General features: G+C 60.2%; 14 protein-coding genes and 1 pseudogene. 8 read left to right on the top strand and 7 right to left on the bottom strand.

Going from position 1 to position 14,769, the window contains the following annotated elements:
• Positions 1-84: 84 nt before the first annotated feature.
• Positions 85-1,623 carry a hypothetical protein gene (locus RHE_RS15470; protein ID WP_011426264.1) on the bottom strand — a complete coding sequence of 513 codons (1,539 nt, stop codon included), beginning with the start codon at positions 1,621-1,623 and terminating at the stop codon, positions 85-87.
• Between the two features lie 390 nt (positions 1,624-2,013).
• Here RHE_RS15470 and RHE_RS15475 point away from each other — a divergent pair, with 390 nt between their 5' ends.
• The 5 genes and pseudogenes from RHE_RS15475 to RHE_RS15495 all read left to right on the top strand — a co-directional run bounded on the left by RHE_RS15475 (position 2,014) and on the right by RHE_RS15495 (position 7,140).
• Positions 2,014-2,628: a 50S ribosomal protein L25/general stress protein Ctc gene (locus RHE_RS15475; protein WP_011426265.1), complete on the top strand. Its 615-nt coding sequence runs from the start codon at positions 2,014-2,016 to the stop codon at positions 2,626-2,628.
• Between the two features lie 191 nt (positions 2,629-2,819).
• Complete coding sequence (locus tag RHE_RS15480; protein WP_011426266.1) at positions 2,820-5,171, top strand: EAL domain-containing protein; 2,352 nt, start codon at positions 2,820-2,822, stop codon at positions 5,169-5,171.
• 24 nt (positions 5,172-5,195) lie between these two features.
• A complete protein-coding gene (locus tag RHE_RS15485) occupies positions 5,196-5,909 on the top strand; it encodes a substrate-binding periplasmic protein (RefSeq protein ID WP_011426267.1) in 714 nt (237 codons plus the stop codon).
• Between the two features lie 90 nt (positions 5,910-5,999).
• Entirely contained in the window at positions 6,000-6,722 is a 723-nt protein-coding gene (pth, locus tag RHE_RS15490) for an aminoacyl-tRNA hydrolase (protein WP_011426268.1), read from the top strand.
• Positions 6,719-7,140 (top strand): annotated as a pseudogene (locus tag RHE_RS15495) (GNAT family N-acetyltransferase). Before pth ends, RHE_RS15495 begins: the two are co-directional and overlap by 4 nt.
• 9 nt (positions 7,141-7,149) lie before the next feature.
• Here RHE_RS15495 and clpS read toward each other — a convergent pair.
• A complete protein-coding gene (clpS, locus tag RHE_RS15500) occupies positions 7,150-7,461 on the bottom strand; it encodes an ATP-dependent Clp protease adapter ClpS (RefSeq protein WP_011426270.1) in 312 nt (103 codons plus the stop codon).
• A gap of 322 nt (positions 7,462-7,783) precedes the next feature.
• Between clpS and ychF the strand changes: the two genes are divergently transcribed.
• Positions 7,784-8,887, top strand: coding sequence for a redox-regulated ATPase YchF (ychF, locus tag RHE_RS15505; protein ID WP_011426271.1), 1,104 nt, complete (start codon positions 7,784-7,786; stop codon positions 8,885-8,887).
• A 15-nt stretch (positions 8,888-8,902) separates the two neighbouring features.
• Here ychF and RHE_RS15510 read toward each other — a convergent pair whose 3' ends face one another.
• The gene (locus RHE_RS15510; protein ID WP_011426272.1) at positions 8,903-9,976 is read right to left on the bottom strand and encodes a hypothetical protein; all 1,074 of its coding nucleotides are present in this window, start codon (positions 9,974-9,976) and stop codon (positions 8,903-8,905) included.
• 192 nt (positions 9,977-10,168) lie between these two features.
• On the opposite strand from RHE_RS15510, the gene RHE_RS15515 reads away from it, so the two are divergent.
• Both RHE_RS15515 and RHE_RS15520 read left to right on the top strand, forming a co-directional pair.
• A complete protein-coding gene (locus RHE_RS15515) occupies positions 10,169-10,660 on the top strand; it encodes a MaoC family dehydratase (RefSeq protein WP_020921911.1) in 492 nt (163 codons plus the stop codon).
• Complete coding sequence (locus RHE_RS15520; RefSeq protein ID WP_011426274.1) at positions 10,657-11,124, top strand: MaoC family dehydratase; 468 nt, start codon at positions 10,657-10,659, stop codon at positions 11,122-11,124. The genes RHE_RS15515 and RHE_RS15520 overlap by 4 nt, the downstream gene beginning before the upstream one ends.
• An 18-nt stretch (positions 11,125-11,142) precedes the next feature.
• Here RHE_RS15520 and RHE_RS15525 read toward each other — a convergent pair whose 3' ends face one another.
• The 4 genes from RHE_RS15525 to petA form a co-directional block, all read right to left on the bottom strand.
• Positions 11,143-11,685 (bottom strand): adenine phosphoribosyltransferase, encoded by a 543-nt coding sequence (locus RHE_RS15525; protein ID WP_020921912.1) that lies wholly within the window; start codon positions 11,683-11,685, stop codon positions 11,143-11,145.
• Between the two features lie 114 nt (positions 11,686-11,799).
• Positions 11,800-12,684 carry a cytochrome c1 gene (locus RHE_RS15530; protein ID WP_011426276.1) on the bottom strand — a complete coding sequence of 295 codons (885 nt, stop codon included), beginning with the start codon at positions 12,682-12,684 and terminating at the stop codon, positions 11,800-11,802.
• A gap of 25 nt (positions 12,685-12,709) precedes the next feature.
• The gene (locus RHE_RS15535) at positions 12,710-13,990 is read right to left on the bottom strand and encodes a cytochrome b (RefSeq protein WP_011426277.1); all 1,281 of its coding nucleotides are present in this window, start codon (positions 13,988-13,990) and stop codon (positions 12,710-12,712) included.
• Between the two features lie 14 nt (positions 13,991-14,004).
• Positions 14,005-14,583, bottom strand: coding sequence for a ubiquinol-cytochrome c reductase iron-sulfur subunit (petA, locus tag RHE_RS15540; RefSeq protein ID WP_011426278.1), 579 nt, complete (start codon positions 14,581-14,583; stop codon positions 14,005-14,007).
• Between the last annotated feature and the right edge of the window lie 186 nt (positions 14,584-14,769).

The raw sequence follows: 14,769 nt of genomic DNA on the forward strand, positions 1-14,769 counted from the left end.
CACGGCTTGTGTAGTGTTTGGTCAGCAGCCTAAAGGCCGGCACAAAGCCGGCCTCTTTTATTTTCCGATTCCAATCGATAACCTTCAAGGCTGCTGCGGCGGCGCAGGTACCACGTCCTGACCTTGTTTCGGTTCCTGCTCCTGTTCCGACTCCAGCCCCTGATCCGGACCATCCGGTCCTTTGATCTGCTGGCCATTGACCGCCACGGAACCGTCGCGGCTGATGCTGACGTCCCAGCGCGAACGGCCGTCGGGATCGGTCTTGGCAAAGCCCTTCGCCATCATGATGCCGAAGGAGACCTGGTTGAGATCGGGATCCGTCTTGGCAAGCTCCTGGACCGCCGCGATCGTCTTGTCGAGATCGCGGGCAAGGATCGTCGCCTCCATCGAATAGTCCTTCTCAGTATCGACCCGCCCCTCGATCCTGCCGGTCATGTCGACGTCATAGACCTGCGATTTGGCACTGATCTTCGGAAACTCGACGGCAAGCCGGCCATCGCGGAAGAGCTTCTTCGCCATCTCCTCTCCGGTCTTCTCGGGCACCGAATCTTTGAAATCCACCGCCATGAGGGCGTCGCCGAAGCTTGCGAAATCCAGATTCGGAAGCGCAAGCTGAAAATCGAAGCTGGTCGGCATGAAGGCCGAATAGTTTGCCGGCATCAGCGGTGTGTCGAGGCTGATTTCCTGCGCGTTCATGCCGAAGCCGAAACGCATGGAGTCACTTGGCCCGTCGATGGCGAGGTTGTAGCCGAATGCCTTGGCGCCGCCCTTGCCCATCTCGCTGCTGACGGTCAGGTCGTTGACCCCGATCGTCTCGCTGAACAAGGTCAGAAGCGGGAAGGCTTCCTTCACTATTCCCTTTATCTTGTCGCTGTTTTCCGGGCTCAATTCCTTCTCATCGAGATGGTCGAGCACGAAGAAGACCATCTCGCGAATCTGCTTGGCTGGCAGGCCGTTCACCTTGGCTTTGACATCGATCGAGCCGGCACGAAGTTCGATGGGCGGCATTTGCAGGCCGGAAACCTGCTCGACGAAACCAACCATCGAACCGCTGCCGTCAAAATCGACCCGTCCATTGCCGCCTGCACTGTCGGTTGAACTCAGCTTCTGGTCCATGCTGGCGATGCTGGCATGGACCTCCTCGGTTTCGGATTTGCTGGCCATCTTGATGTCTTTGGCCGCGAAGGTGCCGGAGCGCAGATAGCTGATCGCCGGGTCGAAGACGCCGGTATAAACAAGCGACGCGATCGAATAGGTGAAATCCGTCGGCTTCTGGTCTGGCCCCTTGAAATGGCCCGAGACGTTGAGCTTGTTGTCGCCTTCGATGTTCCAGAGCCCACTGTCGAGCGGCGTGGCGAACATCGAAAACGGCGTCAGTCCTGTGATCGTAAACGTCGCCGGATCGGCCTTGGTAAGCAGCTTCGCCAGATCGTATATGACCTCATAGCGCGTGCCGACTGGATTGACGGTGATGAGGCCGCTTTTTGCCAAATCCTTCGGAAGCAGCCTCGTCAGGGTCTCCTTGACGGCATTGGCGCCCTCCTGGTTGATCTCCGCGCCCTCGGCCCCGCTGAAAAGGCAAAGGGCAAGCACACTCGTTGCCGTGATAAGTTTGAGACGCATAGTCTGGTTTTCTCCTCAGCCGCTTTTTGATTGCGGCCATCCAAAGATGCGAAGCGCGCCGATGTCAAGCCAAGTGGCGATAAGCACTGGCAATTTTGCCTTTGCGTACAGATCGCAAGCGATTTCAATAAGGTCTCGTATTGGGATGGGTGCGCATGCAATCTGGGCGAGTTCGCTGTTCTCGATAATGGCGCGCCCCGGCGAAAGCCCCGCCGAAAAACCGGCGCAATCGGCAACTTGCGTTTCCGGGCGACTTATACTATAGGCGACCGGTCCGCGTAGACACCCTTGGAGGCAACGCGGATGAGGATGGGAAAACCCGCCTCCTGTTCGACGGAACAAGGCTTTGCCTGCCGCCGAACTCTCCAAATAACCTCGAAAGGAAAAGCCATGAGCCAGGAAACTTACGAGCTCAAGGCCGAGGCGCGCGAACGGGTTGGTAAGGGGTCCGCCCGTGAACTTCGCCGCAACGGTTTGATTCCCGCTGTCATCTATGGTGACAAGCAGGCCCCCATTGCCATCGCTATCAACACCAATGAGGTGACGAAGCGCATTCACGCCGGTGGCTTCATGACCACCGTAGCGACCATCGAAGTCGACGGCAAGAAGCACAAGGTTCTGCCGAAGGACTATCAGCTTGATCCGGTTCGCGACTTCACGCTGCATGTCGATTTCCTGCGCGTCTCCGGCAACACCCAGGTGACCGTCGAAATCCCGGTTCACTTCATCAATGAAGCGAAGTCCCCGGGCCTCAAGGTCGGCGGCGTTCTGAACATCGTCCGCCATGAAGTTGAAGTGCACTGCCCGGCCGATGCGATCCCGGAATTCTTCAACATTGACCTCAGCGGCAAGAAGATCGGCGACAGTATCCATATTTCGGAAGTCACCCTGCCGAAGAGCGTGACGCCGGTCATCGACCGCGACTTCACGATCGCGACCATCGTCGCTCCGGCTGGCGGCGTCGACGAGAGCGCCGCAGAAGCGGAAGGCGAAGCCGAAGCCTGATCGCTTCGACCAATTGTAAAGCATATGACCCGCCTTCCCGTGAACTGGGGAGGCGGGCTTTTCGTTGCCCGCAAGGGCCTCCGTTTCAGCAACATTTAACGTATTCGTGAAAGCATGCCCCGTCAGCTGCGATGAAGCCGGCCCGAACGCGCGACAGCAAATATGGCCGGTCTGGGGGAGTAGACGGAACCATGAACAATTCCGTTGAGAACAGGTTTTTTGGGATTGTTTGCGGGGCGCTGCTTGTTTTTGTCGCTCCGCTTTTTGTTCTCTTCCTTTTTCTTTCCTCGGAACGCGCCGATAAAGAAATACGCGACCATATCTCTGTTCTTCTTGTCGCCAACGCTCAGGCACTTGCAAAACCGCTCTGGGACCTCGATGAGGAAAGCGTCACTCAGATCAGCGCGACGGTCGTTTCCCAGGGCGCCATCGTCAAGGTCGAGGTGCGCGATCAGTCGGGCCAGCTCGACGTCAGCCAGTCCACCATTCCGCGCTCCTTCGACGGCAAGCTCGTGCAGGTGTCGCGCGCCATTATCTACAACACCATCGACGGCCCGAAGAATCTCGGCAGCATCAGCGTCTACTATCCCGCCCTCGGCCTGTTTTCAGGCCTGAAGCAGGAAGAGGTCGTCTTCATTTCGATCTTCATCTTTGCGGTCCTGACCGTTTTCGGCACCGCGCTGATCGGCAACCGCTTCTTCGTCATCCAGCCGCTGATGCGGCTGACGGCGGCGATTGAGGCCACCCGGCAGCTGGGTTCGCGCCATCACGTCGACTGGCAGTCGAACGACGAGATGGGACGGCTTGCCCGCAGCTTCAACGAGATGCAGACCAAGCTCGAAAGCGAGGAGAAGGAGCTGAAGCTCGCCCATCGCCGCGCCACCGATATCTACAATCTCACCCCCGCCATGCTCTTCTCGCTCGACGAGGAAGACCGCATCACCGCCGTCAGCGACTATTGGCTGCTTGCCACCGGCTATGATCGCGCCGCCGTCATCGGCCGCAACTTCGCCGATCTCGTTACGGCAAATACCCGCGACAAGTTCGTCAAGCGCCGCCGGGCCGAAAGCGGCATGGCGGTGACCGTCAAGTTCATCTGCCTGGACGGCCGCACCATGGACGTCCTTATCATGGAATCGGAAGCCGGCGCCGACGCTCACGATCGCCTCTCGCTGTCGGTCATGACTGATGTGACCGAGCTCAAGGCCTCCGAGGACCGCAACCATCGTCAGGCCATCACCGACCACCTGACCGGGCTTCTCAACCGCCAGGGTTTTGAAGCCGTGCTCGACAACAAGATCGCCGCGGCAGACGCCGCCGGGCAGGAGCTCGCCTGCCTCTTCGTCGATCTCGACCGCTTCAAGTGGATCAACGACAATATGGGCCATGCCGCCGGCGACAGGGCACTGATCGAACTCGTCGAACGCCTGAAGACCCATCTTGCTCCCTCCGACGAGGCGGCGCGCCTCGGCGGAGATGAGTTCGCCATTCTGCTGCCGGCGAAGGACGCCGAAAAACGCGCCAAGGCGATGTGCGAGCAGATCGCCTCCATCTTCGAAACTCCATTTGCTCCGGACATGCATCTGAGCGCTTCCATCGGCATCTCCATCTACCCGCATCATGCCGCGACAGCGGCCGAGCTGCTGCAGAAATCCGACATGGCGATGTATGCCAAGAAACGCGACGGCAAGAACGGCGCGCAGCTCTTCGACAAAGCCATGCTCGACCGCGCCCGCAGCCGCGCCGAGATCGAGGCCAACATCGAAGCCGGCCTCGCCGAGAGCTGGTTCGAAGCCTTCGTGCAGCCGATCGTCAATCTGAACGGCCGCGGCATTGCCGGTTTCGAGGCGCTGATGCGCCTTAACCATCCGCAGAAAGGTCTGATGCCGCCGGCCGAAATTATCAGCGTCGCCGAGGAGACGGGCAAGATCGTCCGCGTCGGCAACGTCATCATGGAAAAGGCGATTTCCAACCTCGCGAAAATCTCTCGCATATCGGGGATGCAGGATACCTACCTCGCCATCAACTTCTCACCGCTGCAGTTCGAACCGGCGCTGCCCGCCCGTCTCGCCGCAATCGTCGGTCGCCACGGCATCCGCCCCGAGCGCATCGTCGTCGAGATCACGGAAGCCGTGCTGATGCACGACAACCCGCAGATTCGCATGATCGTCACCGAGCTTCGCCGCTTCGGCTGCCGCATCGCGCTCGACGATTTCGGCACCGGCTACTCGTCGCTCAGCTACCTCAACCGTTTCCCTGTCGATATCATCAAGATCGACCAGTCCTTCACCCGCGCGATTAACGACGGCGACGACGACGTGCGCCAGAAGAGCCGCATGCTGATCGAAGGCATCACCACCTTGTCCCACAAGATGAACTGCACCGTCATTGCCGAGGGCATCGAGACGGAAGAGGAATGCCGCACGCTTCACCAGATGGGTCTGGACTACGGCCAGGGCTATCTCTTCCATCGTCCGCAACACGCAGCAGCACTCATCGAGGAACTGATGGCCCCGCAGTCAAGCGTCGCGCGCGCCTCGTAAACGAAGAACGAAGGAGACGACACCATGAAAAAGCTCCTGCTTCTCGCATGCCTGGCAATGCCCTGCGCGGCTCACGCACAGACGGTTGCCTTCACGACCGAGGATTACGCCCCCTTCAACTATCGCGAAGGCAAAGAGATCAAGGGCGCGACCGTCGAGCAGGTCGAAAAGGTGATGGCCGCGATCGGCGTCGACTACACCATCGAAGTCATGCCTTGGGCGCGTGCTTTCAGCCTTGCCCGCACTGCGCCGATGACGTGTGTTTTCGCCACCGCCCACAACAGCGCGCGCGACCCGTTGTTCAAATGGGTCGAGCCGCTGCTCATCGACCGAAACATCCTGATCACCCGTAAGGGTTCCGGCATCACCGCCAGCAATCTCGAAGAGGCAAAGAAATATACGATCGGCACCCAGCGAGAGGACTACACCGAGACGATCCTGAAGGAGAAGGGTTTCACCAAGCTGGACGTCGCCAGTGACTTCAACGCCACGCTGCGCAAGCTGCTCAGCGGTCGCATCGACATGATGCCGATCTCCGAACTTTATTTCGAGAAGCTGAAGGCGGAGCGGCCGGTAGAGATCGTAACCGTGCTCTCCTCCCAACCCATGGGCATCGCCTGCGAGAAGAGCTTTCCAGACGATCTGCACGCCAGGATGCAGGCTGCCCTCGACAAGCTGATCGCTGATGGCGGCCAAAAGCAGATCTTCCTGAAATACGGCATGAACCTCTCGGAATGATGCTGCCGCCGGGCTCGCTGTTTCCGCTTGACTTTATTGTCGTTTCCGGGTGGTGAACGTCGGGAAACGCTCAAGCGAGGATGACAGGCCATGCTGATCATTGCAGGTCTAGGCAATCCCGGCAGCAAATACGCCGGCAACCGCCACAATATCGGCTTCTTGGCCGTTGACGCCATTCATCGGCGCCACAGCTTTTCGCCCTGGTCAAAGAAGTTCAAGGCCGCGATCGCCGAGGGCGAGCTTGGCGGCGAAAAGGTGCTGCTTATCAAGCCGCAGACCTATATGAACCTCTCGGGCGAAGCCGTCGGCGAGGCGATGCGTTTTTACAAACTCCAGCCCGCCGATCTTGTCGCGATCTATGACGAGCTCGACCTTCCCGCGGGCAAGGCGCGGCTGAAGACCGGCGGCGGCCATGGTGGCCATAACGGCATCAAATCGTTGGACGCCCATTGCGGCAAGGAATACCGGCGGCTGCGCCTCGGCATCGGCCATCCCGGCGTCAAGGAAATGGTGCAGAACCATGTGCTCGGCGACTTCGCCAAGGCAGACAATGCCTGGCTGGAGCCGCTTCTCGATACGCTGGCCGACAATGCCGATATGCTGGTGCGAAACGAGGATTCTCAGCTGATGAACAAGATCGCGCTGGCGCTTGGCGGCAAGGCCGACGAGGAAAAGCCGCGGAAGGACAGCGAGAAGAAGCCGGCCGGCCAGTCGCATATCCGCCAGGCACGCAACAACAACCAACCAAAGCTGCCGGCCACCGGCCCGATGGCCGACATGCTCAAGAAGATGTTCGGCAACAAGGGGGAATGACGGCGCTGCCAGACCAGGATTTTACCATCCGCAGCGCCGCTCCCGATGATCTCGAGGGGCTGACCGTCCTCTACCGGCATCTGAGGAGCGCTTTTCCGCCATTCTCGCCCAGCCCAGCATGACCGTATTCATCGGCTTTGCCGGCGCTCACGCCGCCACCGTCACGCTGATCATCGTGCCGAATTTGACGCGCGGCGGCGCCACTTATGCACTGATCGAAAACGTCGTCACCCACGCCGAGGACCGCCGGCGCGGCTACGCCAACGCCGTCATCGGCCATGCGGTGAATGAGGCCTGGAAGGCCGGCTGCTATAAGGTGATGTTGCTCACCGGCTCGAAGAACCCGGCGACGCTGCGCTTCTACGAAAATTGCGGCTTCCTGCAGGACAAGACCGGCTATCAGATCCGTCGCCAGTGAGCTGAAGGACTATTCCTCGGGCTCTGTGGTGAACATCAGCGGGAAACCCATCTCCTTGGCAAGGTCGATACCCTCTTTGGCCTTGGTCTCGGCAATGTCCTTGGCGCAGACCACGACCACGCAGGAGCCGAGCTTATGCGCCGTCATCATCACCCGATAGCCGGTCTCCTCGCTCATGCGGAAGACGACTTTCAGGATCACGATGACGAACTCCCGCGGCGTGTAATCGTCGTTGACGAGAATGACTTTGTAGAGCTTCGGCTTGTCCAGCTTCGGCCTCACCTTGGTCTTCGGTTTCAGGGCAACGTCATTGTCACTCATCGGAAAATCCACCCGTTGATGACATGGTCAGGGTTCTTCAAAACAACTAATCATTTGTCGATGACGAATTTTCGACGGTGCGCCGTGGCTGCCTCACCGTGAAGCAGGAAATTCGCCGAGTTGAAGCCGGATGTCATTGCGGCCGGCAACAGCGACCGTGCAGCGACATCCGCAATGCATCGAAACCGCGATCGCCCTCGAAAATAGGCCAGCGCCCTTCCTTGGGCAAGTGAGCAACGTTAAAAGCTCGCTAAGACTTGACCATATTGCTCCTTTATCCCATAGGCACCAGCAAGAAATTCAAGAACAGCAGGTTTTAGCCATGGGCTTCAAATGCGGCATCGTTGGTCTGCCGAACGTCGGCAAATCGACCCTCTTCAACGCGCTCACCAAGACGGCGGCGGCACAAGCGGCCAATTACCCCTTTTGCACCATCGAGCCGAATACCGGCGAAGTCGCCGTACCCGATCCGCGCATGCGCAAGCTTGCCGACATCGCCAAGTCGAAGGAACTGATCCCGACCCGCATCTCCTTCGTCGACATCGCCGGCCTGGTGCGCGGCGCCTCGAAAGGTGAGGGCCTCGGTAACCAGTTCCTCGCCAATATCCGCGAAGTCGACGCCATCGTGCATGTGCTGCGCTGCTTCGAAGACAGCGATATCACCCATGTCGAGGGCCGCATCAATCCCGTCGCCGATGCCGAGACGATCGAGACCGAGCTGATGCTCGCCGACCTCGAAAGCCTGGAACGCCGCACCGAGCAGACCCGCAAGCGCGCCACCGGCAAGGACAAGGAATCGATGGCGATGCTGCCGATCATGGAAGCGTCGCTGAAGCTGCTCAACGAGGGTAAGCCGGTGCGCACGCTGCTGTCGACGCTCGACGCCGAGGAGATCGCCATCCTCAAGGGCCTCAACCTGCTCACCTCGCATCCGGTGCTCTATGTCTGCAACGTCGCTGAGGGCGATGCCTCGACCGGCAATGAATTCACCGAGGCCGTCGCCGCCATGGCCAGGGAACAGGGCGCCGAAACCGTCATCATCTCGGCGGCGATCGAAGCTGAGGTCGCCCAGCTTCCGGAGGATGAGGCCAAGGAATTCCTTTCCGCCCTCGACCTAGACGAGGCCGGCCTCGACCGACTGATCCGCGCCGGCTACAAGCTGCTCCACCTCATCACCTATTTCACTGTCGGCCCAAAGGAAACGCGCGCCTGGACGATCGAGCGTGGCACCAAGGCGCCGCAGGCCGCCGGCGTCATCCACTCGGATTTCGAACGCGGCTTCATCCGCGCCAACACCATCGCCTACGACGATTACATCAAATATAACGGCGAAGTCGGCGCCAAGGATGCCGGCAAGGCGCGCGACGAAGGCAAGGAATACGTCGTCCAGGACGGCGACGTCATCCACTTCCGCTTCAACACCTGATCAATCGCTTCCGCCCTAACCCGGCGGCAGCCTGTTTGCGATTGCCGGCGGCAGTGCCCTGAGCACCAGCCGCCGAAGCGGCATCCAGCCCGTTCCGATAATGAGCACAATCGCGCCGACAACGATCAGCGTCGTGAAGATGTAGGTATCGACAGTCGCATTTCCCTTCCGAACGACGCTAAAGATCGCAACGCCGAGGGACAGCAGCCCCGACGTGACGAAGGCGCGACGATCAATGACGAGGCCGATCAGCATCAGCGCCGCCACGGTCGCGACGACCACAGGCGTCCGGGCCGACATGTTCGCCAGGTCGAAGATATGGCCGCTTTCCCCGAACGACAGCAGGGAGACGGTGCTGTAGAGCAGCGCCGGCGCTGCGCCGAGGTGCAGCCAGAAGGCGATATCCGAACGCGTCGTCTGCCGCAGCCGGTCGCCGAGATCGAAATAAAGCGCCGTCGCGAACAGGCCGAGCGCACAGACGAGAGAGACCGCAGCCAGCACGTCAAGATGATCGACGAAAAACGCGGGATTGCCGCTTAGCCATTGCACCAGGCGCAAAAGCAGCGTGAGCACCAGGGCAAGCGTCGACATGATAGTGAGCGCCAGCGACAAGGGCACGCGATAGCGGGCATGGTAGACGCCGAGCAGGAGCGGAAAGCCGGCGACGAACTGCGTCAGATCTGCCCCGATTTCGGAGGTCCACGGCGTGAAGACGCGGGACATCAACAAAAATGTCCAGCAGAACAGCGCGATCGTCAGGCTGACGGCCGGCAAGGCGAGCCGCTGGCGGCGCACCAGGATTTCCGAAAGCACGATGATAGCGACCGGCACGGCGTAAAGCGGCGCCAGCCCCCAGAGGCCGACGAGCGCGACAATAACGCCGATGGTGATCAGCACGTCGTGAAAGCCGCGCACGAACCGCGGCGTCTCGGTGTCCGACCAGGCCTGCTCCGCGGCTGCGACTGCCTTCTGCGTCTCAACGACAGACACGCCACGCTCGGTCAGAAACGGCAGAAGCCGCCCGCCCGCTTCCGACGAAATCAGCCCCTGGCGCGCCGCCTCGTCAAGTATCGACCTCAGTTCCGTCATACCGGTCTTTCTCCAGGGAATCATTGAGCCCGCGCGGATGCTATTGTAAGCACTAGAGCACGATGCCGAAAACTGTAAGCGGTTTACGGACGACATCATGCTCTAACTCTTTAATGTAGAACAGGATTCAGATTTTTGGCCGGCCGGCCTAAAAACATCCTGTTCTAGGCGATGCATATGGCGGAGGAGAGAATGCCGGCAGAAAAGCTGTCTTTCGAGGATTTTGAACCCGGCCGCAGTTTCGCCCTCGGCCCGAAACTGGTGCTCACCGAAGAAATCATCGAGTTCGCCAGCGAATTCGACCCGCAGCCGATGCATCTCGACGAGGCCGCCGGCCGGGCCAGCATCCTAGGCGGGCTTGCCGCCTCCGGCTGGCATACCTCCGCAATGCTCATGCGCATGATGGCAGACAGCTACGTGCTGAACGCGCTTTGCGAGGGTGCGCCGGGCATCGATCTGATGGAATGGCGAAAGCCGGTGCTGGCAGGCGATACGCTGCAGGGCCATTCGACCGTTCTCGAAGCCCGGCCGATGCGCTCGCGCCCCGGCATCGGCATCGTCAAATTCCGCCACGCGGTGGAAAACCAGCGCCGCGAACTCGTCTGCCTCTCGGAGAATTCCGTGATGATCCGCATGCGCCCCACTCCGGAGGATGCAAACATGAGCTCGGAGCCGTCAGCATGAGAATGTCCGAGCTTTACGCCGTCGGTCAGAAAACCGAGATCGGCAGCTACACCTTCACCGAGGAAAACATCATCCGCTTCGCAACCCGCCACGACCCGCAGCGTTTTCACGTCGACAAGGAAGCCGCGAAAGACACGCTCTTCGGCGGGCTTTGCGCCTCGGGCTGGCACACCACGGCCGCCTGGATGCGGACTTTCCTCAACTTCTGGCAAAGGCAGCGCGTCGCACTCGCCAAGCAGGGCCTGACGGAGCCGAATCTCGGCCCCTCACCCGGCTTTCAGAAACTGCAATGGCTGCGGCCGGTCTTCGCGGGCGACGTCGTGACCTATTCCGTCGCCCTGCTCTCCAGCCGACCGCTCGCATCGCGGCCGGGCTGGCATCTCAACACCATCCTCTGCGAGGGCGTCAATCAGAACGGCGATCCCGTCATGCGCTTCGAAAGCAGCGTCCTGGAATTCGACTGACGCCGTCGGAACACCGGCTCAGTGCCCCGAGAACTCGACCAGCGTGTGCACAACGACGCCGAGCTCTTCCAGCTTCCTGCGGCCGCCAAGGTCGGGCAAGTCGATGACGAAGCAGGCACCGACCACCTCCGCGCCGATCTGGCGCAAAAGCTGTGTCGCCCCCACGGCGGTGCCGCCGGTGGCGATGAGATCGTCGACCAGGATCACCTTCTCGCCGGGCTGGACCGCATCTCGATGCATCTCCATTTCGTCGACGCCATATTCCAGGCTGTAGGCGATGCGCACGGTGTCGTGCGGCAACTTGCCCTTCTTGCGGATCGGCACGAAGCCCGAAGAGAGCTGGTGCGCCACCGCACCGCCGAGGATAAAGCCGCGCGCCTCCATGCCGGCGATCTTGTCGACCTTAGTACCGGCATAGGGTTGCACCAGCTCGTCGACCGCCCTGCGGAAAGCACGGGGGTTGCCGAGCAGGGTGGTGATGTCGCGGAAGATAATGCCGGGATTGGGGTAGTCGGGGATGGAGCGAATGCTGGCTGCGAGCTCCGAAATTGTATTGCCCATGGAACGTCCGTATCTGCGAGCGCATAAAACCGGCCGCACCCTATCAATTGCCGAGGGTGGAACCAACAAAAAAGGCGGCTCGCAAGCCGCCTTTCGAATTCAGACACGGAACGCTCAATGTTCCTTGTTGGCGTAAACCGAGCGCTTCGTCAGATAGATCAGCACGGTAAAGATCGCAAGGAATACCATCACCATGAAACCGGTGCGCTTGCGCTCCTCGAGATGCGGTTCGGCGGCCCACATCAGGAACGCGGAAACGTCCTTGGCGTATTGGTCGACGGTCGCCGGCGCGCCGTCGTCATAGGTTACCTGGCCGTCGGAAAGCGGTTTCGGCATGGCGAGAACGGCGGCAGCATGGAAATACGGGTTATAATGCGCGCCCTGCGCCACCTGGAATCCGGCTGGCGGCTCTTCATAGCCGGTCAGCAGCGAGTAGATGTAGTCCGGGCCGCTTTCCTGATACTGCGTAAAGATGTCGAAGACGAATTGCGGGAAGCCGCGCTCGACTTCACGGGCCTTGGCGATCAGCGAAAAATCAGGCGGAGCCGCACCGTTGTTGGACGCAGCCGCGGCTTCAGCATTAGCGAAAGGCGATGGGAAATGATCCGAAGGGACTGCCTTGCGGGTGAACATTTCGCCGGCAGAGTCCGGCCCGTCCTGAACTTCGTAATTGGCAGCGAATGCCTTCACCTGTGCCTCGGAATAACCGAGTTCGTCGAGCGTGCGGAAAGGCACGAGGCTCATCGAATGGCAGGCGGAACAGACTTCCGTGTAGACCTTGAGGCCGCGCTGGAGCTGAGCCTTGTCGTAGTGCCCGAAGGGGCCGGCAAAGCTCCATTCCTGCTCCTTTGGCTCCTTCAGCGGATAGTGCGGCGTCGCGCCTTCCTCGTGATGCGCGGGAGCTGCACCATTCGCAGGCGTCGCTTCCTCGGCCAAAGCGGCGCTGCCAAGGAGAGCGGCGACGGCAAGCGGCAGAATGCTTGCAACAAGCGTTTTCATAGTTCTATTCCCTTCCGTCGCTCGCTTACGCATTGGCCGCCGCGGCGGCGCCAGTGGCCTTGTTGCGCTTTTCAAGCACCGCTTCAGTGATCGAGTTCGGGATGCGGCGCGGCGTTTCCACCAGACCCAAAACTGGCATCGCGACCAGGAAGAAGGCGAAGTAGAGAAGCGTGCAGATCTGCGACACGATGACGTAGCTGCCTTCCGCGGGCTGCGAACCGAGCCAGCCGAGGATGATCGCGTTGAGCACGAACAGCCAGAAGAACAGCTTGTACCAGGGACGGTAGACCGCCGAGCGAACCTTTGAGGTGTCAAGCCACGGCAGGAAGAAGAGCACGATGATCGCGCCGAACATCACGAGCACGCCGCCGAGTTTGGAGTCGATCGGGCCGATGTTGAAGGTGATCGAACGCAGCATCGCGTAGAACGGCAGGAAGTACCATTCGGGAACGATGTGGGCGGGCGTCTTCAACGGATCGGCCGGTATGTAGTTATCGGCGTGGCCGAGGAAGTTCGGCAGGTAGAAGACGAAGTAAGCATAGACGAGCAGGAAGACGGAGACGCCGAGAGCGTCCTTCATCGTCGCATAGGGCGTGAAGCGAACGGTGTCGGTCTTCGTCTTGACCTCGACGCCGGTTGGGTTCGTCTGGCCTGTGACGTGCAGCGCCCAGATATGCAGGACGACGACGCCGGCGATCATGAAGGGCAGCAGGTAATGCAGCGAGAAAAAGCGGTTCAGCGTCGGCTGATCAACGGCAAAGCCGCCGAGCAGGAACTGCTGCACCCATTCGCCGACCAGAGGGAAGGCCGAAAAGAAGCCGGTGATGACGGTCGCACCCCAGAAAGACATCTGCCCCCAGGGCAGGACGTAGCCCATGAAGCCCGTGGCCATCATCAGGAGGTAGATGACCACGCCGAGGATCCAGAGGATTTCGCGCGGTGCCTTGTAAGAGCCATAGTAGAGGCCCCGGGCAATGTGCAGGTAGACGGCGACGAAGAAGAAGGATGCGCCGTTGGCATGCAGGTAGCGCAGCAGCCAGCCGTGGTTGACGTCGCGCATGATCTTTTCAACGGAGTTGAAAGCGATCGTCGTGTCGGCGGCATAGTGCATGGCGAGCACGACACCCGTCAGGATCTGCACGATCAGCATGACGGAAAGCATGGCGCCAAAGGTATAGGCATAGTTCAGGTTTCTGGGAACCGGATATGCCACGAAGCTGTCATAGACCATGCGCGGCAGCGGCAGGCGCGCATCGACCCATTTTTCGAAGCCGGTTGATGGTTCGTAGCTGGAATGGCCACTCATAAATCAGTCTCCCCTCAACCGATCTTGATTTTGGTATCGGACACAAATGAAAAGGTCGGAATCGCCAGGTTCTGCGGCGCAGGGCCTTTGCGAATGCGGCCGGCCGTGTCGTAGACCGAGCCATGGCAGGGACAGAACCAACCATTGTACTCACCGGCCTGACCGAGCGGAACGCAACCGAGATGGGTGCAGGTGCCGATCATGACGATCCAGTTTTCCTTGTCCTTGCCACCCGAACGGTCAACACCAGTTGCCTGCGCTTCAGGCGGAAGGTTCGCGTTGCGCGCGATCGGATCCTTGAGATCCGCCAGCGGAACATCGGCTGCCGCCTTCACTTCCTCCGGCGTGCGGTTGCGGATAAAGATCGGCTTGCCGCGCCACTTGACCGTCAATGACATGCCGGGCTCAAGGCTCGCGACATCGACTTCAATCGAGGCAAGCGCCAGCGTCGACGCATCCGGACGCATCTGGTCGATGAACGGCCATGCGACAGCAACGGCGCCGACAGCGCCCGCCATACCAGTGGTGAGATAAAGGAAATCACGGCGAGTGGGCTCTGCTGAAGCCTCGCTTGTCGTTACGTGTTCGCTCACGGCTTAACCATCCTCTGCGCAATTATCGCGGAATTCCGCCCCGCCCCCTCTGCTGGTGAATCGATCTGGACACATTTCAGCCATAGATTCCCCGGCAATCCGGCGCGTTCTAAGCTTGATCGCAAATTATGTCCAGCCTTGACAAGGGGATGAGGGCACAATGTCGCGGGAAATTTCAGAGGAATT

The organism is Rhizobium etli CFN 42, assembly GCF_000092045.1.
In the GTDB taxonomy this organism is placed as follows: Bacteria; Pseudomonadota; Alphaproteobacteria; order Rhizobiales; family Rhizobiaceae; genus Rhizobium; species Rhizobium etli.